Genomic DNA, 25,856 nt, shown 5'->3' on the forward strand with positions numbered 1-25,856 from the left:
AGGGCAGCCGTGAATGTTCGGGTCGCCAGCTCAGACGCTGACCGACGCAGCGTCGATGAAATTTCCATGCCGAGTTTTCTGGATTGGTCCATCGACAGCGAGAACTTCTTGCGGAAGACGCCCCCGCCATATCCCAAGACGCCCCGAACTCGTTTGGGCCGGTTGCTTCCTGATGATCACAGCAATCTGCCTGATTGCTGATTGGCCAATCGTGCGTGCAATGTTGGCGGTGCTGCCGGTGACCGTCGCGGTGCTCATTCATGGAATTCGGTTTCCGACGTACCACGGAATTTCATCGAACCAGAACGCGTCTTAGCCGAACCTATTCCGCGGCCAACCAACTTTCAATTGCTTGGAGAGCCGCTTGGGGTGTTCGATGGGCCAAGGGGAAGCCCCCGTAGAAGGCTTGCAGATTTGCCCCCGCTGCGAACAGTTCTTCCAGCTCTCGGCGGCATTGATCAGCATCGTCAAAGTAGATGCGGTCACCCAGACGGAAGTAGGACTCAACCACGCCAAATCGGACGGGTTCCATTTGGCTGGCCAACTCGATTTGCTGCACGAGTTTTTGCAGGTTGAATCGAGCCCCGCCTCGATTATCCATCGTGAATCCAGGGGTTGAATACGGATTCACGGCGGTCCAGATCGGTGGACGCGTTGTGCTGGCGGGTTTGACGGTCGCCAAGGCGACGATGTGCGTGTAGACACGATCCGAATGCAGGCCTCGTTCGTGGCATGTCCTGGCCAACGTTTCCATGTAATCGTGAATCGCCTGATAACAAAGTTGGCGAAACTTTTCGTCTCTCGAAATCCCTTCTTGTTTGGCTGCCTTCACCAACCGTTCTTCGTCCCAACCGCGCCAGTGCAAGGACGCGTATCCAAGCTGCTGGCCGATGAACGAGCGGTCCATCTCGATCCCCTTGGCCGATCGCGGGGCCTCCGCTCGCACCACGCCCTGTTCACGACGGGTCAAGTGCTGAAAAAGTGGATCACCAAAGTCAGGCAGATGGGCTTCCCAAGCGAGATTGATCCCGGCAAAAAGATGTTCGCGGCCCTTGCTTCGCCAGCGTTTCAACCGAGCGACCAACGGCGTGAGCACTCCTTGGTCCAATTGCGAGGAGGCAAACTCCGCAAAGACAGGGGAACCGAAAGCAGGGATCGCGGGGGCGGGGGAACACCACGGTCCCCAATTGAACCATGGACGCGGAATGCGACTGGGGAGCTGGTCACCTACCGGAAAACGATCCCATTCACGCATCCTTGGATGCTGCCAAAAGAGGGTGGCGGGTTGGTCCTCCGAAGGCAACGCGTTGTCAGCTCCCCATCCGTAACAGGAGTCAAGATGCAAGAAGACGGGGATGCCGGTGCGTTCCGCAAGATCCAGTGCTTGCTCAACGTCTCTTCGAACAACATCCGAGGAGCGCGTCAGGATACGAAGTTGCTGCACGCCATAAGCCACCATCCGTTTGGACGATGCCTGCATCGGGCCGAATCGACGAGCCATCGAGAGAACATTGGCCTCGACATCCCGGCCGGGTCCTTGGTCAGGCCCACCACCTTCCAGAACGATGTACTGAATGTCAGTGGTCGACGGTTCCGCCGCGTGCGATACAGCACTCGCCAACAGCAGCACCCCGAGTGTTCGCACCACCAACCAGTTCACTTTCCCAATCCGTTTCAATTTCTCATGCATGTCCCAATGCTAGTCCGAGGCGATCACCGACGAAAGTCAGCCCACAGTCAGTGACCGATGCGAGCAACGATCCCGATCGTGTTGAGCGTCAACAGGAAACTCGGTCGAGAGGGATCGCCCTAACAGGCTGTTGATTTAGTCGCATACCGAATGACAATCATCAGCCGTTGGGCGTTAGCCCCGGTTGGCGTCTAATCAACCGCCGCTAACGCGGTGCGGCTCAATAAATCAACAGCCTGCTAAACAAGCTGGGGCAAGGGACCGGTTGCCATCAATTCCGTTTTTCAGGGCTGGCAATCGTCATTTCGTTTTCGTGGTTGGCGATGCTTTTTCGACCAGCCAGATGTTTCGGAATTTCACTTTCGAGCCATGTTCCTGCAGCACGATCGGCGAAGTCGGTTCCTCGGGAAAGGCAGCGTACTTATTCCGGCGCAGCGACAGTTTGAAGTCATCGTGAATCAACTTTCCATTGAGTCGCACGGTGACACGAGCGGCACCGTTTTCCGTCATGAACCCGTTCTTGCCGATCTGGGCCGCTTGATATTTCAGGTCCACCGTTTGCCATTGGCCCGGCCCCAATGTAGCGTTCACGTCGGGGGACCGGATTTGGTAGATCGCACCGCAGTCGCCCAGTCCAGGACGATCTTTGTCCGCGGTATTGAGGATTTGCAGTTCGTACATCGGCCCGAAGAAGATCCCGCTGTTGCCGCTATCGCCATCGGGAAGTTGAAATTCCAAATGCAATTGATAGTCGCCAAACGTTTGCTTGGTGCAAAGAAACTGTTTGCGGCGTTTACCCTCAATTTCAAACGCAATCTCCATTGCCTCGCCGTCCACGATCTTCCATTGCACTTCTTGCTGGTCGTCGTTGGGATTGATCCACTGCCACGAAAACGGTTTCCAGGCATCCAACCCGGAGCCGTCAAACAGAACCACGGCATCCTCAGGTGGTTGCTGACCAAGTGTCGATGCAACTGTGTTGTCCGATGCGATCGCCAAGTTCACCGATGCAGAGACGAACATGCAAAGGAGTAGCAAGCGGAGTGGCAGGCTTCTGAGGATCATCATTCTCTCTCTCGATGGGTTGGGCAGCCGTTGCTTCGGCCGGCTCACTTGGTCGTGCGTGGCTCGTTGAGCCAGTCCTTGAGTTGCGCACTCAGTGACGCGACCAATTCAGGATGCTCGGCCAGCACGTTTCGTTTCTCGTTGGGGTCAGTCTCCACGTCAAACAGCTCGACCGGTTTGCCCTTGAGCGCGAGCAACTTCCAGTTTCCCCGCATCACCACTTCGGTCGCGTAGGGTTTGGGTTTGGGAGAGTGGCGCTGAAGACTTTTGTAGAGATCCAACTGCCAGAACACCGTCCCGCGTTCTTCCTGGCTCGGTGGAGTCCCGCCCTTCCAATGCGATAGCAAACTCAATCCATCCAATGGCAAATCGCTTGGGAGCTGGACGGAGGCGGCGCAAAAGGTTGGCAACAAATCGTTTGTGTGGCCAAACGTCTGCGATGTTTGGCCCGCTGAAATGGCGTCTGGCCAGCGAATCAATGCAGTGTTTCATGTTTGGCGTGCGAGGATGGAATGTGGCGTGCATGAATGACAGCGTCAGCGATTCATTTCATTTGTTCGAATGCGACGGCTGACCCTTGCGAGCGGGAGGAGCCGGGACGGGCGGTATCGTCGGGCGAACGTCCAGCGGATCGAAGAACCGCATGTTCTTTCCGACTCGGTCATAATCACCCAGGTCTTCTTGCATTGATTCGGCCAGGCCGAGCAGTCTTTCAACGACCTTCGGATTCTGCGCTGCCACGTTCGTGGTTTCGCCCAGATCGTTGTCCAGGTCGACCAAGAACGGCTTCTTGAAACCGATTCGATCTTGGCGAGCGATGTGGACGTTGCGACCGAACGGAGCGGCTCCAATGGGTTGTTTCTCACGGGGCAAGTGGAGTTTCCATTTGCCTTGGCGAACGGCTTGCAAGTGGACTCGCAGGTAGTAGAAGAAAGCCTTGTCAGGGTTGGCTTGGTCAAATTCGCCGTGGAAGAGATGCCGAATGTCTTCCCCATCGATCACTCGATCGGTTGGGATTTCGGCACCGGCGAGAGCGGCCAAAGTTGGCATCACATCCATGGTCGTCGCGATCGAATCGCAAACGGTTCCTGCGGGGACCTTGCCTGGTGCCCAAAGAATCGCAGGGACCCGCACACCGCCTTCGAAGGTCGATACCTTGCCGCTTCGCAGCGGACCGGCGGATCCACCGTGATCACCGGGGCGATGCCCGTCCGCGTGACCTTTGTTCTTGACCAACCAAGGACCATTGTCGCTGGTGAACAGCACATAGGTGTTGTCGGCGAGATTCAATTCGTTGAGCGAGTCCAAAATCCTGCCAACGTTGAAGTCAATTTCTTCGATGACGTCGCCGTACAGGCCACGCTTGCTTTTGCCTTTGAAATCGTTGGATGCATCCAGCCGCGTGTGTGGCATCGTGTGAGGGATGTAAACAAAGAACGGCTGGTTTTGATTCTGTTCGATGAACGAGATGGCTTCGTCGGTGTAACGGCGGGTCAACGTGGCCATGTCGGAATCCGGTTCGATCAGCTCTTCGTTGCGATAGAGGTTCGCCACACGGTCGTTGCTGGTGGGCGTTCCGTAGAAGTGGTCGAATCCCTGGCCGGTTGGAAGCAAGTCAGGGAAGAATCCCGACTGTGCGTGCTTGGCGAGGTCCCACTTGCCAAAGCAAGCAGACGCGTAGCCCTTCGTTTTCAGCACTTCGGCGATCGTGATTTCGTCCTCGTGCAGAATCGGATGGATCTGCTTGGTGTGCCCTCGTTCCGCCACCCGCATTGGATAACATCCGGTCATCAAAGCCGCTCGCGATGGTCCGCAGATCGGTTGAGCATAGAAGCTGGTGAACTTCATGCCGCCCTTTGCCATCGCATCCAGACGCGGCGTTCGGATGTCGGGCGAGCCGAAGCAGCCCACGTCCTGGTAGCCTTGGTCGTCCGTGAAGATGACGACGAAGTTGGGTGGCGCAGCGACAGCGAGTCCCTGAAGCAGACAGATGCACATCAGGACTTGGAGGCGAAGCTTCATGGAAGACGGATCGGTATTGCGGGGCGAGCAGGAATGACTTGGAATCGCTGCGTTGGATGTTTGGGTGCACGGGTGGATGCGTGTTCGGGGCTTCCGTGCAATCACAGGCTGGAAGCCGATGCCACTTACTTGAGCACCGTCCCTGCAATTTCTTCCCCGTTGGTGGTGAGGATTTGGAAGTGGTGCACTCCGACCTTTTGGCCATCCCGGTGAGTCCACACGACCTTCTTGTCACGTGTCACTTCCAAGAGCTTGGGTGCGTCCACGTCCGCTCGACCACCGGCGTAACTGGTGATGACAATGTTCCCGTTGGGCAACACCTGGGCGCCGCAGGGGTCCTGCAACCACGCACCGGGGAGATCATCGTTGGTCAACGTCCAAGCGACTGTTCCATCGGCATCAAAGTCAACGACTCGGTTCCCGTTGGTGCAGCAGACCAGGGTCTGGCCGTCGCCGTGGCGGATTGCGGTGAAGGGCCAAGAGTGAATGTTGTGCTCGGAATCGCCCGGCACGGTGGTGTCCAGTTTGCCGAGAATCTTGCCCTTGTCGTCATAGTGAAAGACGGCGAAATCCAAGAGGTGAGGAACCAGGTAGGTGCCATCGGAAAGCTTGCGTGCCATCCGAGTCTGCATGTGATGGTTCTTCTTTTGGCAGGCCAGCGGGAACTCCAGGATCACCTCGCCGGTGGAACTGAGTTCCAGCAATCGAGGCTGGTCGCCCGCTTCCGTGATCACAAACGTGCCATCTTCGGTTGGATGCGTGCTGTTGACCTCGCTCTGGGTGCCTTTCCAGATCAGGGTCTCTTTCCCATCGGGAGCGATGCTGACCACGGCTCCACCGCGATGACGTTTGGATTTGTTCAACGTCAGAATGATCGTGCCATCGTCGAGCACATAACCATCGCGAGATGCGGACGGGTACGTCCAACTCGGCTTCCCATCTTCGCCCATCAAGTAAGTTTTCTGGCCGCAGGCCAAGAAGCTGTGCGAGACCTCCTGAGCCTCGGTGATGTTGCCGACGACGGAACTGCCGAGGAGGCAGACCAGCAGAGCGATCAATCGAGCGGGATGATTCATGTGGATTTCGTGTAGGGATGGTGACTCGGCGGGATGACATTTCGAAGACGGCGGGGGGCGAAGGATCAAGCTTCCACGTCACCGCGAATGGCTGGTCGCCCTTGTCGCACCCTGGCCTCGCAAACGCCACGCATCGAAAGCCCATCAGTCTATCTCAGACCAACGCCCAAAGTGGCTCCCGAACGAATTTCTCCCGGAGGAGCGTTTCGTCCTGTCGTCCCCTTGGGACTGGGCGTGCGCGCACGAGCCACGAAGTGGCGACAGGATGTAGCCATTGGCGTTAGCCAATGGACATCGAGACAAACGAGATCGCGACAGTCCCGGAGGAACGGCAGGTCGTCCGGTCCTGTCGTCCCGTTGGGACTGGGCGCGTTGGTTGGGGGCCTTGGATCCACGAACTGACGCACGTGGCTACAACCTGTCGTCCCGTTGGGACTAGGCACGCACCAGCCAGGACTTGGCGATACGATGGAGGCATCGGCCTCAGCCCGTGCATCCCCTTGTCAGACAAGAAGGTTGGTCATGTCGACGTTCACGAATCTTTTGTTTCATCTGATCTACAGCACGAAGTATCGCAAGCCAGCGATTCGGTCCGAATGGCAGGATGAACTGCACGGGTACCTGGGCGGCATTGTCCGCGACCAGAAAGGGACGTTGCTCAAAATTGGTGGTGTCGAAGATCATGTTCACTTGCTCGCGAAATTGAGCCCTACCATCGCCATTTCGGATGTGCTGCGTACGATCAAATCCAATTCGTCGAAATGGATCAACGAGCGATCGGACGTCCACCGAAAATTTGAATGGCAATCCGGGTACGCTGCGTTTTCCGTCAGCGAATCCCAAGCCCCTGCCGTCGCCGACTACATCGCGAACCAGGCGGAACACCATCGCAAAAAAACGTTCGAAGAAGAGTTCCTCTCGATCTTGAAAAGACATCGCATCCAATACGACCCGCGTTACGTTTTCGAACGCGAAATCATCGCATGATCTGTTTGCCGGCCCAGCCACGAAGTGGCGACAGGATGTAGCCATTGGCGTTAGCCAATGGACATCGAGACAAACGAGATCGCGACAGTCCCGGAGGGACGGCAGGTCGTCCGGTCCTGTCGTCCCGTTGGGACTGGGCGTGTTGGTTGGGGGCCTTGGATCCACGAGCTGACGCTCGTGGCGACAACCTGTCGTCCCGCTGGGACTGGGACTGGGCCTAGGACACGTCGACCATGTTGCCCGGGTGCGTCCGCGCACCAGCCACGAAGTGGCGACAGGATGTAGCCATTGGCGTTAGCCAATGGACATCCAGACAAACGAGATCGCGATAGTCCCGGAGGGATGGCAGGTCGTCGGTCCTGTCGTCCCGTTGGGACTGGGCGCGTTGGTTGGGGGCCTTGGGTCCACGAGCTGACGCACGTGGCTACAACCTGTCGTCCCGTTGGGACTAGGCACGCACCAGCCAGGACTTGGCGATACGATGGAGGCATCGGCCTCAGCCCGTGCATCCCCTTGTCAGACAAGAAGGTTGGTCATGTCGACGTTCACGAATCTTTTGTTTCATCTGATCTACAGCACGAAGTATCGCAAGCCAGCGATTCGGTCCGAATGGCAGGATGAACTGCACGGGTACCTGGGCGGCATTGTCCGCGACCAGAAAGGGACGTTGCTCAAAATTGGTGGTGTCGAAGATCATGTTCACTTGCTCGCGAAATTGAGCCCTACCATCGCCATTTCGGATGTGCTGCGTACGATCAAATCCAATTCGTCGAAATGGATCAACGAGCGATCGGACGTCCACCGAAAATTTGAATGGCAATCCGGGTACGCTGCGTTTTCCGTCAGCGAATCCCAAGCCCCTGCCGTCGCCGACTACATCGCGAACCAGGCGGAACACCATCGCAAAAAAACGTTCGAAGAAGAGTTCCTCTCGATCTTGAAAAGACATCGCATCCAATACGACCCGCGTTACGTTTTCGAACGCGAAATCATCGCATGATCTGTTTGCCGGCCCAGCCACGAAGTGGCGACAGGATGTAGCCATTGGCGTTAGCCAATGGACATCCAGACAAACGAGATCGCGATAGTCCCGGAGGGACGGCAGGTCGTCCGGTCCTGTCGTCCCGTTGGGACTGGGCGCGTTGGTCGGGGGCCTTGGGTCCACGAGCTGACGCTCGTGGCTACAACCTGTCGTCCCGTTGGGACTGGGGTAGGACACGTCGACCATGTTGCCCGGGTGCGTCCGCGCACCAGCCACGAAGTGGCGACAGGATGTAGCCATTGGCGTTAGCCGATGAACATCGAGACAAACGAGATCGCGATAGTCCCAGAGGGATGGCAGATCGTCCGGTCCTGTCGTCCCGTTGGGACTGGGCGCGTTGGTTGGGGGCCTTGGATCCACGAGCTGACGCTCGTGGCGACAACCTGTCGTCCCGTTGGGACTAGGCACGCACCAGCCAGGACTTGGCGATACGATGGAGGCATCGGCCTCAGCCCGTGCATCCCCTTGTCAGACAAGAAGGTTGGTCATGTCGACGTTCACGAATCTTTTGTTTCATCTGATCTACAGCACGAAGTATCGCAAGCCAGCGATTCGGTCCGAATGGCAGGATGAACTGCACGGGTACCTGGGCGGCATTGTCCGCGACCAGAAAGGGACGTTGCTCAAAATTGGTGGTGTCGAAGATCATGTTCACTTGCTCGCGAAATTGAGCCCTACCATCGCCATTTCGGATGTGCTGCGTACGATCAAATCCAATTCGTCGAAATGGATCAACGAGCGATCGGACGTCCACCGAAAATTTGAATGGCAATCCGGGTACGCTGCGTTTTCCGTCAGCGAATCCCAAGCCCCTGCCGTCGCCGACTACATCGCGAACCAGGCGGAACACCATCGCAAAAAAACGTTCGAAGAAGAGTTCCTCTCGATCTTGAAAAGACATCGCATCCAATACGACCCGCGTTACGTTTTCGAACGCGAAATCATCGCATGATCTGTTTGCCGGCCCAGCCACGAAGTGGCGACAGGATGTAGCCATTGGCGTTAGCCAATGGACATCCAGACAAACGAGATCGCGATAGTCCCGGAGGGACGGCAGGTCGTCCGGTCCTGTCGTCCCGTTGGGACTGGGCATGTTGTTCAGGATCCGGGTCCACGGGCTGACGCCCGTGGCGACAACCTGCCGTCCCCTTGGGGACTGGGGCAGGACGAATTGCTAGGTTCCACACCTTCGGCGTTTATGCCGGGTTGGGACTTGTCCTCCGTTGCCGAACGTCACCATCGAAACGCTCTAATTCATCCGGCGGCGAAACAGCCAGGCGGCGGAGGTCAGCGTGACGGCCGCGATCAGGGCCATTGGCCAGAACTGATCGATCAGCAAGTGGAACGGGGTGCCTTCGAGGAAGGTGCCTCGGACCACGATCACGAAGTAACGCAGCGGGTCGAGGTAGGTCAACGTTTGCACAAACGGCGGCATGTTCGCGATCGGGGTGGAGAATCCCGACAAGATGATCGCGGGAACAAGAAACAAGAACGCGCCCAGCAAGGCTTGTTGCTGCGTCATGGCCAGCGACGAGATCATCAGGCCGATGCCGATCACGGCCAACACAAACAGCACAACGCCGCAGTAGAGCGTCAACCAACTGCCGTGAAATGGCACTTCGAACCAATGGATCGTCGCCACGATGATCACGGTGGCTTCGGCGATCCCGATGATGAATCCCGGGGTCGCTTTGCCAACCAAAATTTCCCAGGGACGATAGGGCGTGACCAACAATTGATCAAACGTGCCTTGCTCTCGCTCGCGTGCCACCGACAGAGCGGTGACCAGCAAGGTGACGACCAGCGTCAGCAATCCCACAATGCCCGGAACGATGAACCAACGACTTTGTAGATTCGGGTTGTACCACGACCGCACTTCCAGCTTGGCGGGTGCGGCGCTGAGACCGTGCTCGGTCGCCCACGCCGTGTTGAACCGCTGGATGATCTGCCGAGCGTATCCCAGCGTGATCAGGGCGGTGTTGGAATCACGCCCGTCCAGAATGACTTGGACGGTGCCCTGGCCATCGCGGTGAATGTCGCGACTGAACGTACGACCGATGTGCAACACCACCAACGCTTCGCGGCGATCGATCAGCGGAGCGATCTGGCGATCTTCCGTGATCGTGGCCACTCGCCGAAAGTTGCCGGAGCCTTCAAAACGAGCCACCAATTCACGCGATGCCTCCCCTGAGCTCTCGTTGTAAACCGCCAGCGGCACATCGGTCACATCAAAGGTCGCCGCATACCCAAACACCAGCAACTGAATGATCGGTGGAGCGATGATCACGAACCGACTGCGAGGATCCTTCAGCAGAGCCAGAAACTCTTTTCGAATCAGTGCGATCAGGTGGAACATGGACAAGCCTGCTAGTGGAGTCGCTTGGGAGAGAGCTTGACCGTCAGGCCGAGAAAGACGACTGCCATGATCGCCAGCGCGGCTGAATTGGGCAGGATGACGCTCCAAACGTCGCCAGCAAGAAAGGTCGTCTTCAGAAGGGTGACGTAGTAGCGGGCTGGGATCAGGTGCGTCAGCCACTGGATCGGCCAAGGCATGCTGCCAATGTCAAAGATGAACCCCGACAAAATGAAGGCGGGCAAAAACGTGGTCAGGATCGCGACTTGCCCCGCCACAAATTGGACTCGCGTCACCGTCGAAATGAACAGCCCCATGCCCAGCGCGGTCAACAAGAACAGCGTGGAACTCACCAGCAAAACCCACAGGGAACCACGCAGCGGCACGCCGAACAGCCACACTCCCATCGCGACCGAGAGCGTCAGCCCGCCCATCCCGAGCACGAAGTAGGGCAGGATCTTTCCAAGCAGCACTTCCAACATCGAGACCGGTGTCACCATCATCGCTTCCATCGTGCCGCGTTCCCATTCTCTGGCCATCAACATCGCGGTCAGCAACGATCCGATCAGCGTCATCACCAGGGCGATCACACCGGGGACGAGGTAGTTTCGACTGCGGACATTGGCGTTGAACCAAATCCGTTGCTGCAACACGACAGGTTGCACCAGCGTCCCGCCTTGCGCCATCACGCGGTGTTCCAGCCATTTGCCGTGCACGGCGGTGACGTACCCTTCGACAATTCGAGCGGTGTTCGCATCGACACCGTTGACCGCCAATTGCATGGTGGCTCCGCCAGGCCGTCGCAGCTTCGACGAAAAGTCTTCGCGAAGATGCAAGATCGCGTCGACACGGCGTTCCATCATCGCTTGCCGCGCCGCGGGCATCCCATGCAGATAGACCGGGCGGAAATACAGTGAGTGTTCCAGCTCGGCACAGAAGCTGGTCGTGTCCGGCGTCGTTCGCTCGACCACCAGCGCGATCGGCACATGTTCGGCATCCAGCGAAACCCCATAGCCAAACATCAGCAACAAAATCACAGGCAGCACAAACGCGATCGCCAAGGAACTGGGGTCACGCCAGACCTGCAAGAACTCTTTGCGAACGAGCCCTCGCAGTCGCATCAACGATCCGCCACGTCGAGTTGCCATGATCAAGCCTCGCTGCAGAGATGCTGGAAGGACGGGGCGATGAATCGCTTCCCCCTCCTCCACAGAGGTCGTGCAGTTTTTAAGTCTTGTATTGCCAGGCGTTTGCCATCACCCTCCCCGTGGGAGGGTGATGACAAACTGCACGAGCTCGGTGCATGAACGGTTTCGCTCATGATGTCCCCGCTCTGAACAGGGGAACGCCTTCCAGGGCATGATGCCCGATGACGGCGCCCGCGGCACTCCAACCCTGGTGACGCGTGCCTCCTGCGGAGAACCGTTGACCATGCACGTACTCGGGAAAACCCCACGGTTCGCCATCCATTTCCAAGGCATTGGCTCGGTGGATTCCATGCAGAAAACTCCGGGCCTGGTCAGGCTTGCCTCGGGCGGCCAGATCGGCCACATAAAACCCAGTGACCATTGGCCAGAGACCACCGTTGTGATACTCGTGCGGCTGGTTCTTGAACGTGTATGAGAAACTCATCTGCAAATCACGCCAGTCCTCATCCACCGGTTGGATCACGGGATAAAAAGCGGGCATCAGTGAGATGTCATTGGGAACGACGCCTTCGTCAATGATGAACGCATCCACGCGGGCGCGCTGTTGATCGTCGGCCACGTCCAACACCGAGACGAGCACGTTGGCCAAGGTGTCAAAACGATAGCCATATCCCTGCGGTGAAAAGAACGACATCCAGTGGTGACTGGCACAGTGATCCGAGGCCGCGGCTTTGCCTTTGCGGTAGAGCACTTCGTGGTACACGTCATCGGGAACATCGTCGCCATCGTCGAACCAGTAATTGTCACGAATCACGTGTTTGAGGTGAGTGGTCTTTTCCTCCAAGACATGATCCGAGGATTGGTGCAGATGACGATGAACCGCACACAGGTCTTGCTGGGCCTGCAAGTAAAGCAGTTGATCGTAGAGCACATAGCCATGGTGAATGTACTCGTCCGCCCAATCACCGGTCTGAGGCACATACAGCAGCCCTCGGTTATTGAATTCCCAGGCACCGAGGAGGAATCGCACGCGTTCCATGACCGGCAGCATGTCATTGAGAAAATCGTCATCGCCGGTCGCGTGCCAGAATTGGCAACAACCGATGAGAAACCACAGGTCCGCGTCCACCCGCCCCGTTGTACCGCCATAGCTGACACGCCCCGCGGCGGTGTCCACGTTGCTCGGAATCTCACCTTGCGGCCCCTGGTGGCGTGCCAAGGTCACCAGCGTGTGACGCAAAGTGCCAACCAACTCACGATCCCCCGTCATCAAACCGGCAAGTCCCATGATCACTCCGTCCCGCGCCCACACCCGACGGTAATTGTCACGCGGCGAAGGACTGGCCAGGAACCCATCTTCGCTGCTGCACTCGCGTAACAACGCGATCGCGCGGTCATAGCCTTCACTCAGAAGTGCTTCGTTCGTTTGTTGCTCGTTCATGATCGTGATCCTGCGGTGGCTGTTTGGAGTGGCATGTCGCTCATCTGGTTGATTCAATCAACTCAATGAAGGCTTCTTCCATGGTTGGGTTGGAATTGGATTGGTTGGTGGATTGATGTTTGATTTCGGCGGGTGTGCCAAGCGCCAAGATTTCGCCCGACATCATGATGGCCATGCGATCGCAGTATTCGGCTTCTTCCATGAAGTGCGTCGTGACCAACACAGTGACACCGGATGCGGCCAGCGAATTGATGCGGTGCCAAAACTCTCGGCGAGTCAGCGGATCGACGCCGGACGTTGGCTCATCCAAAAACAGAATCTCTGGTTCATGCATCAACGCACAAGCCAGCGACAAGCGTTGTTTGTAGCCCAGCGGCAGACCACCGCTGTTGTCGTCCGCGATCGTCGCGAGTTCGAACTCATGCGTTGCCCATTCCATTCGTTCGCGTCGACGACGGCCACGCAGTCCGTACGCACTGCTGAAGAACCGCAGGTTGTCGGCAACACTGAGCGTGCCGTAAAGCGAAAACCGTTGAGACATGTAACCGATCTTTGCGCGGGCCGCAGCCGCGGCTTTGCGAACGTCGACCCCCGCCACTTGCAACGTTCCGCCCGTGGCAGGAAGCAAGCCGCAAAGCATTCGAAACAAGGTTGTCTTGCCAGCCCCGTTGGCCCCCAGCAAGCCAAAGACTTCGCCACGAGCGACAGCAAACGTCACTCGCTTGACCGCATAGAAATCGCCGAACTGACGCTCGACTTCATGAACGTTGATCAGCTTGCCAGGCTCGGTCACCTTCCCACCGGAAGGCTCGCCATCCTCCAACTTCACCCTCCCTTTGGGAGGGTCGAGCGAAGCGAGGGGAGGGTCGGGCATGGATTCGTTGCCTCGTCCACCACCCGGGCGGCGTTCATGGAGCATGGCGATGAAACCGTCCTCAAATCGCGGCGGCACCGCGGTGATGGAAGCATTGGGATCATTGGGAAACCATTTCTCGACGGACAAATCCACGTTGCCTTCCACGACCAACCGGACTGCGTCACCCTGGATCACCGCGTCGGTCACACCTGCTCGGCCAGCCAACAGCTCCTGAACGTCACGGTTCTTGCGACCGGGAATTTTCACTTGGAATGCGCGCCCGTTCAAAGGCTCGCTGAACTGATGAGGCGGTCCCTGTCCCAGCAGTTGCCCCTCGTCCAGCACGATCACTTCGTCACAACGTTCGGCCTCGTCCAAGTACGCCGTGCTGAGCAGCACCGTGGTGCCCTCTTCACGCACGAAACGCTCGACGATCGTCCACAGCTCTCGCCGCGAGACGGGATCCACGCCGACCGTGGGTTCATCCAGCAAGAGCAGTTGGGGTGGACGGACCAGCGTGCAAGCCAGGCCAAGCTTTTGCTTCATGCCGCCGGACAATTTCCCAGCCAGTCGTTTGGTGAACAGGGCCAGCCCGGTCATGTGCATCAACTCGGTGAACCGCGTTGGCCGAACATCGATGGGAACCCCTTGAAGATCCGCGTACAGATCCAGGTTTTCTTGAACCGTCAGATCTTCGTACAAGCCGAACCGCTGCGGCATGTAACCCACCGTGGCTTGAACCTGCAGCGATTGCTGGGCAGCATCGAGTCCTAGCACAGTGACCGTTCCGCGATCCGCAGGCAAAATCCCGGTCGCCAATCGCATGACCGTGGTTTTGCCGGCACCATCGGGGCCAATCAGCCCGGTGATCTTTCCCGTGGCAACGTTGAACTGCAAATCACGCAGCGCCGTGACGGTCCGCTTGCCCGATTGGAAAGTCATCGTGACATCGCTCAATTGCAAGGCGACCTCGCCGCGGTCGGGCGACGACACAACGAGTCCTTCGTTGTTCATGGTCGCGTCACAACGTTTGTGGCCTCCGGGGCGGGCGGATCTCCCGCTTCCAAGTCCCCGTCATTGGGCTCCGCTTGGTTTGATTTGTCGGCCGTTTGGTGGAGCGGGATCCTGACCGTCGCCGGCATGCCCAAACGCAATTCGTTGTCAGGGTTTTTGACGAAGACACGAACTTGATAAACCAGCTTGGTTCGTAGCTCACTGGTTTCAACTGGCTTGGGGGTGAACTCAGCAGACGGAGAGATGAACCCAATCCATCCCACGTACTCTTTGTCGGGAAAGCTGTCCGTGATGACGATGGCGGTCATCCCTTCGGAAATCTTGCCCAGGTCGGGTTCCGAAACATAGGCACGCACCCAAACGGGATCGATGAGTGCCATCGTGAAGACAGGTTTCAGCGGTGAGGCCATGTCGCCCACTTCCAGGATTCGAGTCTGGATGACACCGACGGAGGGCGCGTGCAGCGCCCCGTCACTTAGATCATGTTCTGCTTGAGCCAGTTCGGCTTCGTAGCGTTTGAGCGTCGCCTTCGCTTCGGCGATGTCTTCCTCTCGAGGCCCAGCGAGGACCAAGTCCGCCACCGCTTGCAGCGATCGGATGCTGGCTTGGATCGCATTGTATTCTGCCAACGCATCGTCGACTTCTTGTTGCGACGCCGCATTGGATTTCAAAAGTTTTCGAAGGCGGGCGATCGTGCGTTCTTTATCAACCGCGGTCGCTTGTGCCTCCTCCACATCGGCGAGCGACTTGGCAATCTCTTCCTTTCGAGATCCCGCTTCGAGCCGAGCGACGACCTGCTTCTGAGCGTCGACGATGGCTTGGGCGCGGGCGACAGAATGTTCCAATCGTTCGGTGTTCAACTTGGCCAACAACTGACCGGTGGTGACACGGTCGCCCTCTTCGACCTTCAGTTCCGCAATCCGTTCGTTGCCGTTGATTGCCAACTCCACCTGACGAACATCGACATTGCTGTACAGTACGAGTTCGCTGCTCTCCTGAAGATTCTGCTGAGAACGCCAGTACCAGTAGCCGACTGCAATGCCAACAAGAACACCGACAAAGAGAATGGAACGAATGATTTTGGGCATCTTCTTCGGTCCCCTACGAGTCGTCATCGAAACCATGAGGCTCGATGGAAAGGCACTCGAGGCTGGCTTGGCATCGGCCCCATTCCTTTTCGAGTTCCGCAATCTTCATACCGGGACCTGGTCACAACGGGCCCACAGGCGGCGACGAATCTCAGGCCCGCTGCCATCCCCCGTAAAACGTGTGCCCAATCGCTCATCAAGCCTCGTTGCCGATCGCTGACACAGCCTCGATCGAAAAGTCGAAGAGCGCGCGGTCAGTGTATCGATTCCGCACACAGACGGTCCGCGTTGGAATCCCAAGGGGATCGCTCCGAGCGTGGGGGACGGAGTCGGTCCCGCCAAATGTATCAAATCAGGATGACGCCAGCTCCGATCACGCGCGGCGAACTCAGCGGCGATAGGATGGGACGCACGGCATCGCCACCGTCAACTCGTCTCGTTTCGCGTGTTGCCAAGTGCACCGACGTTGGCCTGCCCGCCGCCGCTTCTTGAATCCGCCCGCTGTTGTTCCGAATCGTTGTCGGATCGGTGGACCGCTTTCGAAGTGGTTGCCCCGAGGCTGGCGGCTTTTCGCCCCAATCTTCTCTCAGGATCAAGACGATGTCCCGTTTCCAATGTTGTTTGGCTGTTTGCCTGTCGTTTCTGCTCAGTGACTTTCACGTCAACGCCGATGACTGGAGTCGCTTTCGCGGTCCGAACGGGTCGGGAATTGCAAGCAGCAATGAACCGGTTCCGGTTCGCTGGAGTCCGACACAAAACGTCAAGTGGAAACTCGCCTTGCCCGGAGCAGGTGTCTCCAGCCCGATCGTGGTCGGCGACAAAATCTTTGTGACTTGTTATTCGGGCTATGGACTCGATCGAGGCAACCCTGGCGATATCAATCAACTGAAACGACATCTCGTTTGCGTGAATGCCAAATCCGGCGAAATGATTTGGGAGAAATCGATCGACGCGGTTCAACCGGAGGATCCCTACACGGGTGCGGGTGTGCCTTCGCACGGGTACGCCTCTCACTCACCGGTGTCGGATGGAAAAAACGTGTACGTGTTCTTTGGAAAGACCGGTGCGTTTGCCTTCGATTTCGACGGCAACCAATTGTGGCACACCGCGTTGGGAACCGAATCGGATTCGCACCGTTGGGGCTCCGCTTCCAGTCCCATCTTGCACGGCGACAAAGTCATCGTGACCGCATCTGCGGAAAGCCAAGCTCTTGTGGCTCTCGACAAGACCACGGGCGAAGAACTCTGGCGTCAAGAAGCCAAGGGACTGGACAATGTGTGGGGCACACCGGCACTCGCGAAAACCGAGAACGGGGTGGACCTGGTCGTGGGAGTGGCCGGTGAAGTTTGGGGCATCAACCCAGACAACGGCAAACTTCGCTGGTACGCGTTGGCCGGTGAATCCGATCAAGCCAGCACCAGCGCGATCGTCGACGAAGAGGTCGTGATCATCGTGGGAAGTCGCGGCAGCGGGTCGATGGCCGTCCGAGCAGGAGGCCAAGGGGACGTGACCGATTCCCATGTGGCTTGGACCGGTTCCGATTCAGGACGCTTCGCGACGCCGGTGGCGTACAACGGCACGGTCTATCTGATCGCGAACGACGTGCTGACTCGCACCGACGAAGAATCAGGTGAAATGGTCGATCGCATTCGACTCTCAGGCGGCAGCGGCAGTGCAGGTGGCGGACGCGGTGGTTCGGACTACGCCTCCCCCATCGTCGTCAATGGCAAACTTTATTACGTCAAAGGCAATGGCGACATGTTCGTGTTCGACGTGCAAAACGAACTGAAACAGCTCGCGGTCAATCGCACCACGACCGAGACAGAATCCTTCAGCGGATCGCCTGCATACAGCAACGGCAACTTATTCGTTCGCTCGGACAAGCATCTGTACTGCGTTGTGGCCGGTCCCTTTGATGAGTCATCCGACCCGGCACCAGCTGCCGAGGCACCCGAAGAAAACGAAACGGCGCAGCGTGGCGATCGTGGCCGAGGTGGCGCAGGTCGCGGTGCCCCAGGCCGCGGGGAACAGGGCGGAGGTTTCGGACGTGGTGGGTTCGGCAACCGAGGTGGTGGCGGTGATCGTGGACGAGCTGGCGGACGCGGAGGCTTTGGCGGTCAACGGGAAGACAACCGTCCCGATCGCCCTCAACGACCGCCACTGGAAGAAGTCACCAACAACTGAGCAGGCAAGCGTCTTCGGGGATAAGTTTCCAGGTGTGCGCTGCTACGTAAGCAGGTCGGCTGGAATGATCGGGCACAACCATGTGAGCCGTTTGGGCGTTCGCCTGGCCTGCGCGTGAAAACCGTGGCTAACGCCAACGGCTCACATACCCGATGACACCTGCGTACCTGCTTAGCGTCCCCCGGCAACCATCCAAGATCCCTACCGGGATGAAGAGGAAAAACTTTCAGGGGCGGTGTCCAGGACGAGGATGACGATGACCTTGGCCTTGGCCAATCAAACCGATCGCCCCAACGCAACTCTGGCTGCCCAGCGGGTCCCCGCCGCCGGGCTTGCTTGGAACCGAACGCTGGCGTGGCTCAACCAGCATTTGAAAGCGTGACGCTGCAATCGAAAGCACAACAAACGGCTTTGTGAATGTCGGGGAGCGTCGGTGGGGAGATCAGGCCCAGCCCTTCAGCACAATCTTCCCGATCGCTTTTCCCGACTCCAGTTCAGCGTGCGACTGCCGCAGATTCGCAGCGTTGATCGGCGACTTCACGTTGTTCGCGGTGGCTCGCACGCGACCTTCATCGATCCAAGCAGCGATTTGGTTGAGCAGGTTGTGCTGCTCGATCATGTCGGGCGTTTGGAACATCGAACGTGCAAACATGAATTCCCACGAGAACGACGCGGCCTTCGTTTTCATCGTGTCCTGAGCCAGCGGGCGACTGTTTTCCACGATGGAAACGATGTGTCCCTGAGGACGAATCAAATCCGTCGCCGCGTCCCAGTGTCCATCGGTGTCGTTGAACAACGCGATGAAGTCAACGTATTTCAGGCCAAGTGATTCGATCTGCGGTCGCAGCGATTCTCGGTGATTGATGACATGATCGGCCCCCAGATCAGTCACCCACTGGATGGTTTCAGGACGCGATGCGGTGGCGATCACGGTCAGGCCTGCGATCTTGGCAAGCTGAATCCCGATCGAGCCGACTCCCCCGGCACCGCCAACGATCAAAATCGTTTCCCCTTGGTTGGCACCGTTGACGTCGATCCCAAGTCGCTCGAAGAAGGCTTCGTACGCTGTGATCGAAGTCAGTGGCAACGCAGCGGCTTGAGCAAAATCCAACGACTTGGGTTTCGAGCCCACAATCCTTTCGTCGACCAACTGGAATTCCGAGTTCGAGCCTTGCCGTGTGATGTCACCGGCATAGAAGACTTCATCTCCGGGTTGAAACAACGTGACGTCGGGCCCCACCGCTTCGACAATCCCGGCGGCGTCCCAGCCCAGGACCTTGGGCGACTCTTCGACTTGGTCTTTCGGGGCTCGGACTTTGTAATCGACCGGGTTCACCGCGATCGCTTGCGTTGCGACCAACAAATCGCGGCCCGAAGGTTCGGGCCGGTCCAGTTCCACATCCATCAATGAATTGGGATCATCGATCGGCAGGTATCGAGTGAGGGCGACGGCTTTCATCGTTCTGGTTCTTTCTGAATGGGGGTTGGATAGTACAAGATACGTTTCCGAGTGGAGCACCCGACACCCATTCACCTCCAGAATCTCTTTCCGTCCGGCGTGACGTTGGTGGCAGAAACGGTCCTGAGACGTATTTTGCGTCGGATGGAGCGGAGCGGCCGATCGCAACAAGACACAAAAAAACGACTCCGGAAAGCCTGGCTTTCCGGAGTCGTTCGTGGTGTTTGTCGTTCGCAGTGCGAATCGTTCGAGAACGAGCTATCGCGTGGCAACAGGTTGCGTGTAGATCGCGTGCTGGGCGTTGCCGCCGGCTCGCAAGTACGCCACCAAGTCAGCGATCTCTTCGGCCGTCAGGGTGTCCAACAAACCGTTGGGCATCATGCTGACTTGGGATTCTCGCGTTTGGATGACGCTTTCGCGGTCCACTTGAGCCAACGACGATGGGTCCAACATGTTGGTCATCACGTTCAAGACATTGCCGTGCATGTTGATCACGCGACCGGTGATGATGTCACCGTCTTCGGTCAAGAACTGAGTGGAACCATACTGGTCGCTGATGACTTTGCTGGGTTCGATGATCGAAACCAACATGTCATGAGGGCTGTACTTGCCACCGGCACTGGTCAAATCAGGACCGAGGATACCGCCCTGCAACCCCATGCGGTGACACTTGTAGCACGTCGCGGCGGCGAACATGGCTTTGCCGTTCGCAAAGTCAGGGCGGTGCCCTTCATCACTGACAACCTCGACCAAATCTTCGACCTTCCATTCCTTGACGAATTCACGAGGCGGCCCGGCGGGAGCCTCATCCGTTTGTTTGGGTTTGGCAAGCACATCGGCGAGCGATTTTTTGTCGGCGTCGGACAAGCCATCGACGGTGACCTTCTTGATGTTGTCCAAGAAGCCACCAAACGACATCCCACCCCGCGCGGTTGCCATTTCATTGAACCACGCCAAGTACTGGCGACGCAGATCCAAGTTCCAGCCTTCTTTGGCCGCTCGCAACGCCATCGCGTAGTGAATCTGGCTCTCTTGGCTGGGCGAATCTTCCAGGGCAGCCACCACGGCGGCGGTCGAACCGGGAACATTCAAGTAGATCGCCATGATTGCCAATTCGCGGTCCAGCGAATCGACGCCCGATGGGAACTGGCCTTGGATCTTGCCGACCAACGCGTTTCGCTGAGCATCATCGAAGTCACCCAACCGCATTGCGACCAAACCAGCCGCACGCAGGAAGTCGATCTTTTCGCTGGCGGTGAGTGTCTCCAAGTCGATCGAAGCCAACGCTTGGACGGCGGCCGCTTGATCGGCTTTTTCACCGGTGCGAGCCAAGGCGACGACGCCGAGAATCTTGGCTTCACTGTCGGATTGCTTCAGCACGGTTGCTTTCCAAGCCGCTGGCGAGCGGTGTTCCAAAGCGATGCGAGCGGCGAAGCGAATCGCACGGTCATCGTGGCTCAGGTTTTCAATCGCCAACTGGATGGCGTCATCAACACTGATGGACAGATCTTCGTCATCGACGTGCAGGGCTTCGATGCTTTGACGCAATTCACGAAGCTGCTTGGCTTCGTCTGACAAAGCGATGGCTTCTTCCGCAGCGTTGGCGGCGGCGATGTCACCGGTGTATTTGATCCGGTACAAACCGCTTTGCGTGCCTCGTCCGCCAATCGCGAAGTACAACGCACCGTCGGGGTGAATGACCAAGTCGGTCACGGGCAGTGGTGCTGCGGTGGCGAAGGTTTCGTAGGTGCCGCTGTAGCTCGAGCCATCTTCGGTCAAATGAACCGCGTGGATGTTGCCGTAACTCCAATCGGAAATGAACAGCGCGTTCTCATACTTCTTCGGGAACTTGGCTCCGTAACCGAACACGATGCCAGTTGGGGAACCAGGTCCGATGTCGACGGCCGAGCCAAACGAATCCGGGTAGTAGGCAGGCCATTTGCCGGTGCCGTTTCGCCATCCAAATTCGGAACCACTGATCACGTGGTTGATCCGTGTGGGGCGATACCAAGGCGTGCCGACGTCCCATTCCATGTCCGCGTCGTACGTGAACAGTTCGCCTTGACGGTTCAGAGCGATGTCATAGGGGTTCCGGAAACCGGTCGCGATCAATTCCACTTCGCTGCCATCGGGGTTCAGCGAGCAGATGAATCCACCGGGCGCCATGCGGTTGGCGTTGTGACCGCGAGCATCGGGCATCCGACCGAGCAGGTGATCTTCGTCCCAAACCTTGGGCACTCGCGAATGAGCGATTTCTTCGGGCAGGTTGGTGTTGTTGCCTGCGACCATGATGATGCGTTTGCCATCGGGGGTCACGAGCAGCGCGTGCGGGCCGTGCTCACTGCCGCCATTGAGCGGAATGATGTGTTCCTTTTTGTCGTATTGATCGTCGCCATCGGTGTCCGTCAAACGCCACAGGCCGCAGGGTTGGTCGCGAGCGTTGACGTTGGCGTACAGCGAGCCGAACGCACACAGCAACCCTTGGGCACCGACGAAATCGATCTCGAGTTTTTCAACCTTGGCTGCGCCCGAGCTCATGTCGATCCGGAACAGACCGCCAGATTGGTCGCAGGCAATCAGTCGGCCTTTGGGATCGACGGTCAGGCTGACCCACGAGCCTTCGGAGTCAGCGGCGACTTCGTGCAGCAATTCGACTTCGAAGCCCTCGGGGACTTTGAATTGCTCGGCGGGAGTGACGCCCAAGCCAGCGGCCGAAACGTTTGCAAGTTGAAGTTGGCCCAACCCGAGAACGCCACACAGGGCGCCCAGATGGACGAGGGACGATGTGACCGTGCGAAGCAGCCGGGACAACGAGTTTCCCGCGTGCGTGCTCGCGAAACCGCGAGCTGACGTGGAAGAACGGAGGGATTTCATGGGCGAAGCATCTGCCGGGGGGAAGGGGAGGGTAGGCGCGGTCGCAGACCGCTTCAGCGAGCCGCCGCTCTCCAAAAACGCTCGTTGGGGAACGCTGTTTGGCTGGCTGCTCGCGAAAGTCCATATATTAACCGGCAGCCAACGGTGTCGCCAACCAACACGCCAAAGATCTTCCCCGCCCCGGATGGGCCGGCGTGGAGGATGCGGTTTGTCCTCGCTTGCGTGTCGGGTTGTTGCTGGGACGTCGGTCTTGGAAGACCATCGCACGGGGGATGCGGGATTGAGAGAGGAAATTGAAAAAGTCAAATTGACAATTGGAAATTGGAAAATCTGAGCGGATCTGGAAGGTGGGTGGCACCTTACGGCTTCGCTGCATCCTCGCCCCGGATGGGGCCGTCGCACTTAGCTCGGGGTGGAAGCCCCGAGACTGGTGCCGGAATACAAACGGTCGCCCCGGATGGGGCCGGCGTGGAATTCGGGCCGTCCCTCGCTCACGCGTCGGGTTGGGAATGCCGGGCTTGGGAGACCGTCGCACGGGGGATGCGGGATTGAGAGAGGAAATTGAAAAAATCAAATTGACAATTGGAAATTGGAAAATCTGAGCGGATCTGGAAGGTGGGTGGCACCTTACGGCTTCGCTGCATCCTCGCCCCGGATGGGGCCGTCGCACTTAGCTCGGGGTGGAAGCCCCGAGACTGGTGCCGGAATACAAACGGTCGCCCCGGATGGGGCCGGCGTGGAATTCGGGCCGTCCCTCGCTCACGCGTCGGGTTGGGATTGCCGGGCTTGGGAGACCGTCGCACGGGGGATGCGGGATTGAGAGAGGAAATTGAAAAAGTCAAATTGACAATTGGAAATTGGAAAATCTGAGCAGATCTGGAAGGTGGGTGGCACCTTACGGATTCGCTGCATCCTCGCCCCGGATGGGGCCGTCGCACTTAGCTCGGGGTGGAAGCCCCGAGACTGGTGCCGGAATACAAACGGTCGCCCCGGATGGGGCCGGCGTGGAATTGGGGCCGTCCCTCGCTCACGCGTCGGGTTGGGAATGCCGGGCTTGGGAGACCATCGTACGGGGATTTGGTGGGGGGCTCCGGCTTTCATGGCTCGTCCCGAATGGGGACCGAACAGGGGTTCACCCTCGGGTTTGGGCTCGACACGTCCATCGGTGGCTTGATACAGGCCATCTGGAGCGTGGTTTTTGCCACGCGTTCTCATTTGTTTGGTGTTGGTGTCTGCCATGAATACTTGGATCGGTATCCCATTTCTGTCCGCCTTTATGTTTGTCATGGGAGGCATTCTGGTTGGGCATTTGCTCTGGTATCGCGACCGCAGTCGCGATGTGAACGCCATCAAAGACGCTGAGAAAAAGTACGCGAAAGCCAAAGCGGCGGCTCGCAGTCGCAAGCATCACTTCCTGGGACTGCAAGGCGACATCGATTCGCTGCAATCCAGCCGTGATGAATTGAAGGCCGAAAACGAGCAACTGCGTCAGTGGTTGAACGACCAAAAGCAACTGACCCACGGTGCCGAAACCGAACTGGGCCATTTGCGGGCCGAACACAGCCGCTTTGAATTGGCCACTCAAGACGCCGAAAAAGCTCGCGATGCAGCCCACCAATCGCTGCGACAAGCCGAGCAAGAAATCGAGTCCTTGCGTTCCGCTCTGGCAGACAACGAAACTCGATTCGAAGAATCGGCCGCCAAGATGCGTGAGCTCGCCGAAACGGCCAATGCGACCGGCGACGAGTTGGCAAACCGCGAGAAGCAGCAGGATTTCCTGAAGCAAGCCAACGAGCAACTGAAAACGCAAAACGAAGAACTGCAAAGCCAGATTGAAGTGACCCGCGGCGAAGTCTTTGCGGCCAACGAAGCACTCAGCTCGCTGCAGCAACAACAAACCACGTTGCAATCCGAACAACAGCACACCCGCAGCCAGTTCCAGCAAATCCAAGCGGACCTGATCGCAGCCAATGAAGAAATCGATTCACTGACCCAAGCCAATGAATCGCTGATTCAACGCATCGAAGAATCCATCACCCAACGCGACGCCGCGATTTTGCAACGCGATCAGTTTGCTGCGGAACGTGAAAACGTTGCCAATGACTACGATGAAACCGGGCAACGATACGCCGAATTGCAAAAAGAATACGAACACCTTCGATCCCAACACGAAGCTGCGATCCAGGCGGCAACTCGTCACGAAGCAACCGTCCAAACGGTCCGCGAAGAATTGGAAGCTCGGACCGAAGAGGTCAGCGAACTCAAAACGGCTCGCACCCAATTGCAATCGACGCTTCAAGAGCACGAACTCAAATTGCAAGCGTTGCAAGGCGAACGCGAAGAACTGGCCGAAGAACTTGACGAGCGAACCCTTCGCATCCAAGAGGCAATCGACGGCCGCGTGATCGCCGAAACGGCCCTGTCCGAGCTCGAAAAAAGACTGGACCTGACTTTCGAAGACCTGAATTCCAAGCTGGAAGACACGGCTTCACAACTCGCCAGCACCGAAACCAGTCTGACCGAAACTCAGTCGCGATTGACGTCGACCGAGGCCAAGCTTTCGAGCACCGAATCGGAACTGCAACAGACCCAAACGGAATTGAATTCTGTTCAAGTCAACTGGAACGACAGCCAATCCTTGCTGGCGGAATCGGAGTCCAAGCTTTCGACGGCCCAGCAAAAGCTGACCGCTGCCGAATCGCAACTCGAACAAACTCAAGCCGAATTGACGACGACGACCTCGCGATTGGAAACCACCGAATCGTCATTGGCGTCGGCGATCGTTCAACGCGATCGACACGAGACAACGCTGCAGGAAATTCACGCTTCGACGGAACAACTGCGAAACGAAGCCAAGCAGCTCGAAGCGACCATCGAGTCCAAAGACGAAGCGATCGAACAACTGCGAACGGATCTGCGAGAACAGCAAAGTGCTGTGACGCGTCACCGAGCGGAAATCGAACGTCTGGAATCGGTGCGACCCGAGTTTGAAAAACTGAAGCAAACCGTTGCCGAACGCACCCACGAAACCACACGTTTGAATCAACAGCTCAAACAGCAGCAGCAACGCGAAACGAAACTGCAGCAGGAAATCGACGAACGCAACCAACAGGTTCAATCGCTGCGTCGATCCCAGGAACAATTCGAAGCTCGAGTCCATGAGCAGACATCGCTGGTGCAACGCTTGACGCAAGAGCTGAAGTCCACCAAGGACTCACTGCAAACCGCTCGCCAGCACGAACCCCGTGTGGCGACCATGCAGGCCCAGGTCAACGATTTGACCGCGGAACTCAAACGAGTTTCCGGCGAACTGGATCAAAGCCTCGATGCCAACGCAGAAATGCAAGAACGCATGCGAGTGCTCGAAGGCAAGTTGCACGAAAGTGCGGCGATCATGCGAGACCTCCGTCGCAAACGGGCTCACGTTCCCGTCTTGGATTCGAACGAGAACCAACGCCGCGCCGCATAGCGTTGCAGGAATCGATCTCAGGGCTTCCGCCCAATGGCACTTACTTTACAAATTCACCCTCCCCCTGGGAGGGTCGAGCGAAGCGAGG

The 25,856-nt window shown here is 57.8% G+C and carries 19 protein-coding genes; 7 read left to right on the forward strand and 12 right to left on the reverse strand.

From position 1 onward, the window contains the following. Positions 1 to 66 precede the first annotated feature (66 nt). Positions 67 to 201, forward strand: coding sequence for a hypothetical protein (locus PSR62_RS22645; RefSeq protein ID WP_274405238.1), 135 nt, complete (start codon positions 67 to 69; stop codon positions 199 to 201). Between the two features lie 121 nt (positions 202 to 322). Here the strand turns inward: PSR62_RS22645 and PSR62_RS22650 are convergent, their stop codons facing one another. From PSR62_RS22650 to PSR62_RS22670, 5 genes are all read right to left on the reverse strand, one after another. Continuing rightward, a complete protein-coding gene (locus PSR62_RS22650) occupies positions 323 to 1,690 on the reverse strand; it encodes a hypothetical protein (protein ID WP_274405239.1) in 1,368 nt (455 codons plus the stop codon). 300 nt (positions 1,691 to 1,990) lie between these two features. Then, entirely contained in the window at positions 1,991 to 2,758 is a 768-nt protein-coding gene (locus PSR62_RS22655) for a 3-keto-disaccharide hydrolase (RefSeq protein ID WP_443217320.1), read from the reverse strand. A gap of 41 nt (positions 2,759 to 2,799) precedes the next feature. Then, the gene (locus PSR62_RS22660; RefSeq protein WP_274405240.1) at positions 2,800 to 3,234 is read right to left on the reverse strand and encodes a sulfatase/phosphatase domain-containing protein; all 435 of its coding nucleotides are present in this window, start codon (positions 3,232 to 3,234) and stop codon (positions 2,800 to 2,802) included. A 70-nt stretch (positions 3,235 to 3,304) separates the two neighbouring features. Further along, a complete protein-coding gene (locus PSR62_RS22665; protein WP_338020248.1) occupies positions 3,305 to 4,753 on the reverse strand; it encodes a sulfatase family protein in 1,449 nt (482 codons plus the stop codon). Positions 4,754 to 4,902: 149 nt separating this feature from the next. Beyond that, positions 4,903 to 5,853 carry a hypothetical protein gene (locus PSR62_RS22670; protein ID WP_274405242.1) on the reverse strand — a complete coding sequence of 317 codons (951 nt, stop codon included), beginning with the start codon at positions 5,851 to 5,853 and terminating at the stop codon, positions 4,903 to 4,905. Positions 5,854 to 6,375: 522 nt separating this feature from the next. Between PSR62_RS22670 and tnpA (PSR62_RS22675) the strand changes: the two genes are divergently transcribed. The 3 genes from tnpA (PSR62_RS22675) to tnpA (PSR62_RS22685) all read left to right on the forward strand — a co-directional run bounded on the left by tnpA (PSR62_RS22675) (position 6,376) and on the right by tnpA (PSR62_RS22685) (position 8,834). Next, a complete protein-coding gene (tnpA, locus tag PSR62_RS22675) occupies positions 6,376 to 6,840 on the forward strand; it encodes an IS200/IS605 family transposase (RefSeq protein WP_274405243.1) in 465 nt (154 codons plus the stop codon). 535 nt (positions 6,841 to 7,375) lie between these two features. After that, complete coding sequence (gene tnpA, locus PSR62_RS22680; RefSeq protein ID WP_274405243.1) at positions 7,376 to 7,840, forward strand: IS200/IS605 family transposase; 465 nt, start codon at positions 7,376 to 7,378, stop codon at positions 7,838 to 7,840. A gap of 529 nt (positions 7,841 to 8,369) precedes the next feature. Then, on the forward strand, positions 8,370 to 8,834 hold the full coding sequence (gene tnpA, locus PSR62_RS22685; RefSeq protein ID WP_274405243.1) for an IS200/IS605 family transposase: 465 nt from the start codon (positions 8,370 to 8,372) through the stop codon (positions 8,832 to 8,834). Positions 8,835 to 9,131: 297 nt separating this feature from the next. Here the strand turns inward: tnpA (PSR62_RS22685) and PSR62_RS22690 are convergent, their stop codons facing one another. The 5 genes from PSR62_RS22690 to PSR62_RS22710 form a co-directional block, all read right to left on the reverse strand. Further along, positions 9,132 to 10,238 carry an ABC transporter permease gene (locus tag PSR62_RS22690; RefSeq protein ID WP_274405244.1) on the reverse strand — a complete coding sequence of 369 codons (1,107 nt, stop codon included), beginning with the start codon at positions 10,236 to 10,238 and terminating at the stop codon, positions 9,132 to 9,134. A gap of 11 nt (positions 10,239 to 10,249) precedes the next feature. Beyond that, positions 10,250 to 11,383, reverse strand: coding sequence for an ABC transporter permease (locus tag PSR62_RS22695; RefSeq protein ID WP_274405245.1), 1,134 nt, complete (start codon positions 11,381 to 11,383; stop codon positions 10,250 to 10,252). A 169-nt stretch (positions 11,384 to 11,552) separates the two neighbouring features. Further along, positions 11,553 to 12,824, reverse strand: coding sequence for an amylo-alpha-1,6-glucosidase (locus tag PSR62_RS22700; RefSeq protein WP_274405246.1), 1,272 nt, complete (start codon positions 12,822 to 12,824; stop codon positions 11,553 to 11,555). A gap of 40 nt (positions 12,825 to 12,864) precedes the next feature. Continuing rightward, positions 12,865 to 14,694 carry an ATP-binding cassette domain-containing protein gene (locus tag PSR62_RS22705; RefSeq protein WP_274405247.1) on the reverse strand — a complete coding sequence of 610 codons (1,830 nt, stop codon included), beginning with the start codon at positions 14,692 to 14,694 and terminating at the stop codon, positions 12,865 to 12,867. Beyond that, positions 14,691 to 15,782 (reverse strand): efflux RND transporter periplasmic adaptor subunit, encoded by a 1,092-nt coding sequence (locus PSR62_RS22710; protein WP_274405248.1) that lies wholly within the window; start codon positions 15,780 to 15,782, stop codon positions 14,691 to 14,693. The genes PSR62_RS22705 and PSR62_RS22710 overlap by 4 nt, the downstream gene beginning before the upstream one ends. Before the next feature lie 600 nt (positions 15,783 to 16,382). Between PSR62_RS22710 and PSR62_RS22715 the strand changes: the two genes are divergently transcribed. Together PSR62_RS22715 and PSR62_RS22720 are read left to right on the forward strand one after the other, a co-directional pair. Then, positions 16,383 to 17,966, forward strand: a complete 1,584-nt coding sequence (locus tag PSR62_RS22715; RefSeq protein ID WP_274405249.1) for an outer membrane protein assembly factor BamB family protein — start codon at positions 16,383 to 16,385, stop codon at positions 17,964 to 17,966. Between the two features lie 256 nt (positions 17,967 to 18,222). Next, complete coding sequence (locus PSR62_RS22720) at positions 18,223 to 18,348, forward strand: hypothetical protein (RefSeq protein ID WP_274405250.1); 126 nt, start codon at positions 18,223 to 18,225, stop codon at positions 18,346 to 18,348. 60 nt (positions 18,349 to 18,408) lie between these two features. On the opposite strand, the gene PSR62_RS22725 is transcribed toward PSR62_RS22720, so the two are convergent. Then, on the reverse strand, positions 18,409 to 19,425 hold the full coding sequence (locus PSR62_RS22725; protein ID WP_274405251.1) for a zinc-binding alcohol dehydrogenase family protein: 1,017 nt from the start codon (positions 19,423 to 19,425) through the stop codon (positions 18,409 to 18,411). Positions 19,426 to 19,683: 258 nt separating this feature from the next. Next, a complete protein-coding gene (locus PSR62_RS22730; RefSeq protein ID WP_274405252.1) occupies positions 19,684 to 22,299 on the reverse strand; it encodes a c-type cytochrome in 2,616 nt (871 codons plus the stop codon). Positions 22,300 to 23,536: 1,237 nt separating this feature from the next. On the opposite strand from PSR62_RS22730, the gene PSR62_RS22735 reads away from it, so the two are divergent. Further along, positions 23,537 to 25,768, forward strand: a complete 2,232-nt coding sequence (locus PSR62_RS22735) for a hypothetical protein (RefSeq protein ID WP_274405253.1) — start codon at positions 23,537 to 23,539, stop codon at positions 25,766 to 25,768. Positions 25,769 to 25,856: the final 88 nt, after the last annotated feature.

The sequence above is a fragment of the Rhodopirellula sp. P2 genome, assembly GCF_028768465.1.
Classification (GTDB): domain Bacteria; phylum Planctomycetota; class Planctomycetia; order Pirellulales; family Pirellulaceae; genus Rhodopirellula.

Excerpts from the sequence above, each read along its gene's own strand:
- PSR62_RS22645 (WP_274405238.1), top strand. The coding sequence starts at position 67 with ATGCCGAGTTTTCTGGATTGGTCCATCGACAGCGAGAACTTCTTGCGG.
- PSR62_RS22650 (WP_274405239.1), bottom strand. The coding sequence starts at position 1,690 with ATGCATGAGAAATTGAAACGGATTGGGAAAGTGAACTGGTTGGTGGTG.
- PSR62_RS22655 (WP_443217320.1), bottom strand. The coding sequence starts at position 2,758 with ATGATGATCCTCAGAAGCCTGCCACTCCGCTTGCTACTCCTTTGCATG.
- PSR62_RS22665 (WP_338020248.1), bottom strand. The coding sequence starts at position 4,753 with ATGTGCATCTGTCTGCTTCAGGGACTCGCTGTCGCTGCGCCACCCAAC.
- PSR62_RS22670 (WP_274405242.1), bottom strand. The coding sequence starts at position 5,853 with ATGAATCATCCCGCTCGATTGATCGCTCTGCTGGTCTGCCTCCTCGGC.
- tnpA (WP_274405243.1), top strand. The coding sequence starts at position 6,376 with ATGTCGACGTTCACGAATCTTTTGTTTCATCTGATCTACAGCACGAAG.
- tnpA (WP_274405243.1), top strand. The coding sequence starts at position 7,376 with ATGTCGACGTTCACGAATCTTTTGTTTCATCTGATCTACAGCACGAAG.
- tnpA (WP_274405243.1), top strand. The coding sequence starts at position 8,370 with ATGTCGACGTTCACGAATCTTTTGTTTCATCTGATCTACAGCACGAAG.
- PSR62_RS22690 (WP_274405244.1), bottom strand. The coding sequence starts at position 10,238 with ATGTTCCACCTGATCGCACTGATTCGAAAAGAGTTTCTGGCTCTGCTG.
- PSR62_RS22695 (WP_274405245.1), bottom strand. The coding sequence starts at position 11,383 with ATGGCAACTCGACGTGGCGGATCGTTGATGCGACTGCGAGGGCTCGTT.
- PSR62_RS22700 (WP_274405246.1), bottom strand. The coding sequence starts at position 12,824 with ATGAACGAGCAACAAACGAACGAAGCACTTCTGAGTGAAGGCTATGAC.
- PSR62_RS22705 (WP_274405247.1), bottom strand. The coding sequence starts at position 14,694 with ATGAACAACGAAGGACTCGTTGTGTCGTCGCCCGACCGCGGCGAGGTC.
- PSR62_RS22710 (WP_274405248.1), bottom strand. The coding sequence starts at position 15,782 with ATGCCCAAAATCATTCGTTCCATTCTCTTTGTCGGTGTTCTTGTTGGC.
- PSR62_RS22715 (WP_274405249.1), top strand. The coding sequence starts at position 16,383 with ATGTCCCGTTTCCAATGTTGTTTGGCTGTTTGCCTGTCGTTTCTGCTC.
- PSR62_RS22720 (WP_274405250.1), top strand. The coding sequence starts at position 18,223 with ATGACCTTGGCCTTGGCCAATCAAACCGATCGCCCCAACGCAACTCTG.
- PSR62_RS22725 (WP_274405251.1), bottom strand. The coding sequence starts at position 19,425 with ATGAAAGCCGTCGCCCTCACTCGATACCTGCCGATCGATGATCCCAAT.
- PSR62_RS22730 (WP_274405252.1), bottom strand. The coding sequence starts at position 22,299 with ATGAAATCCCTCCGTTCTTCCACGTCAGCTCGCGGTTTCGCGAGCACG.
- PSR62_RS22735 (WP_274405253.1), top strand. The coding sequence starts at position 23,537 with ATGAATACTTGGATCGGTATCCCATTTCTGTCCGCCTTTATGTTTGTC.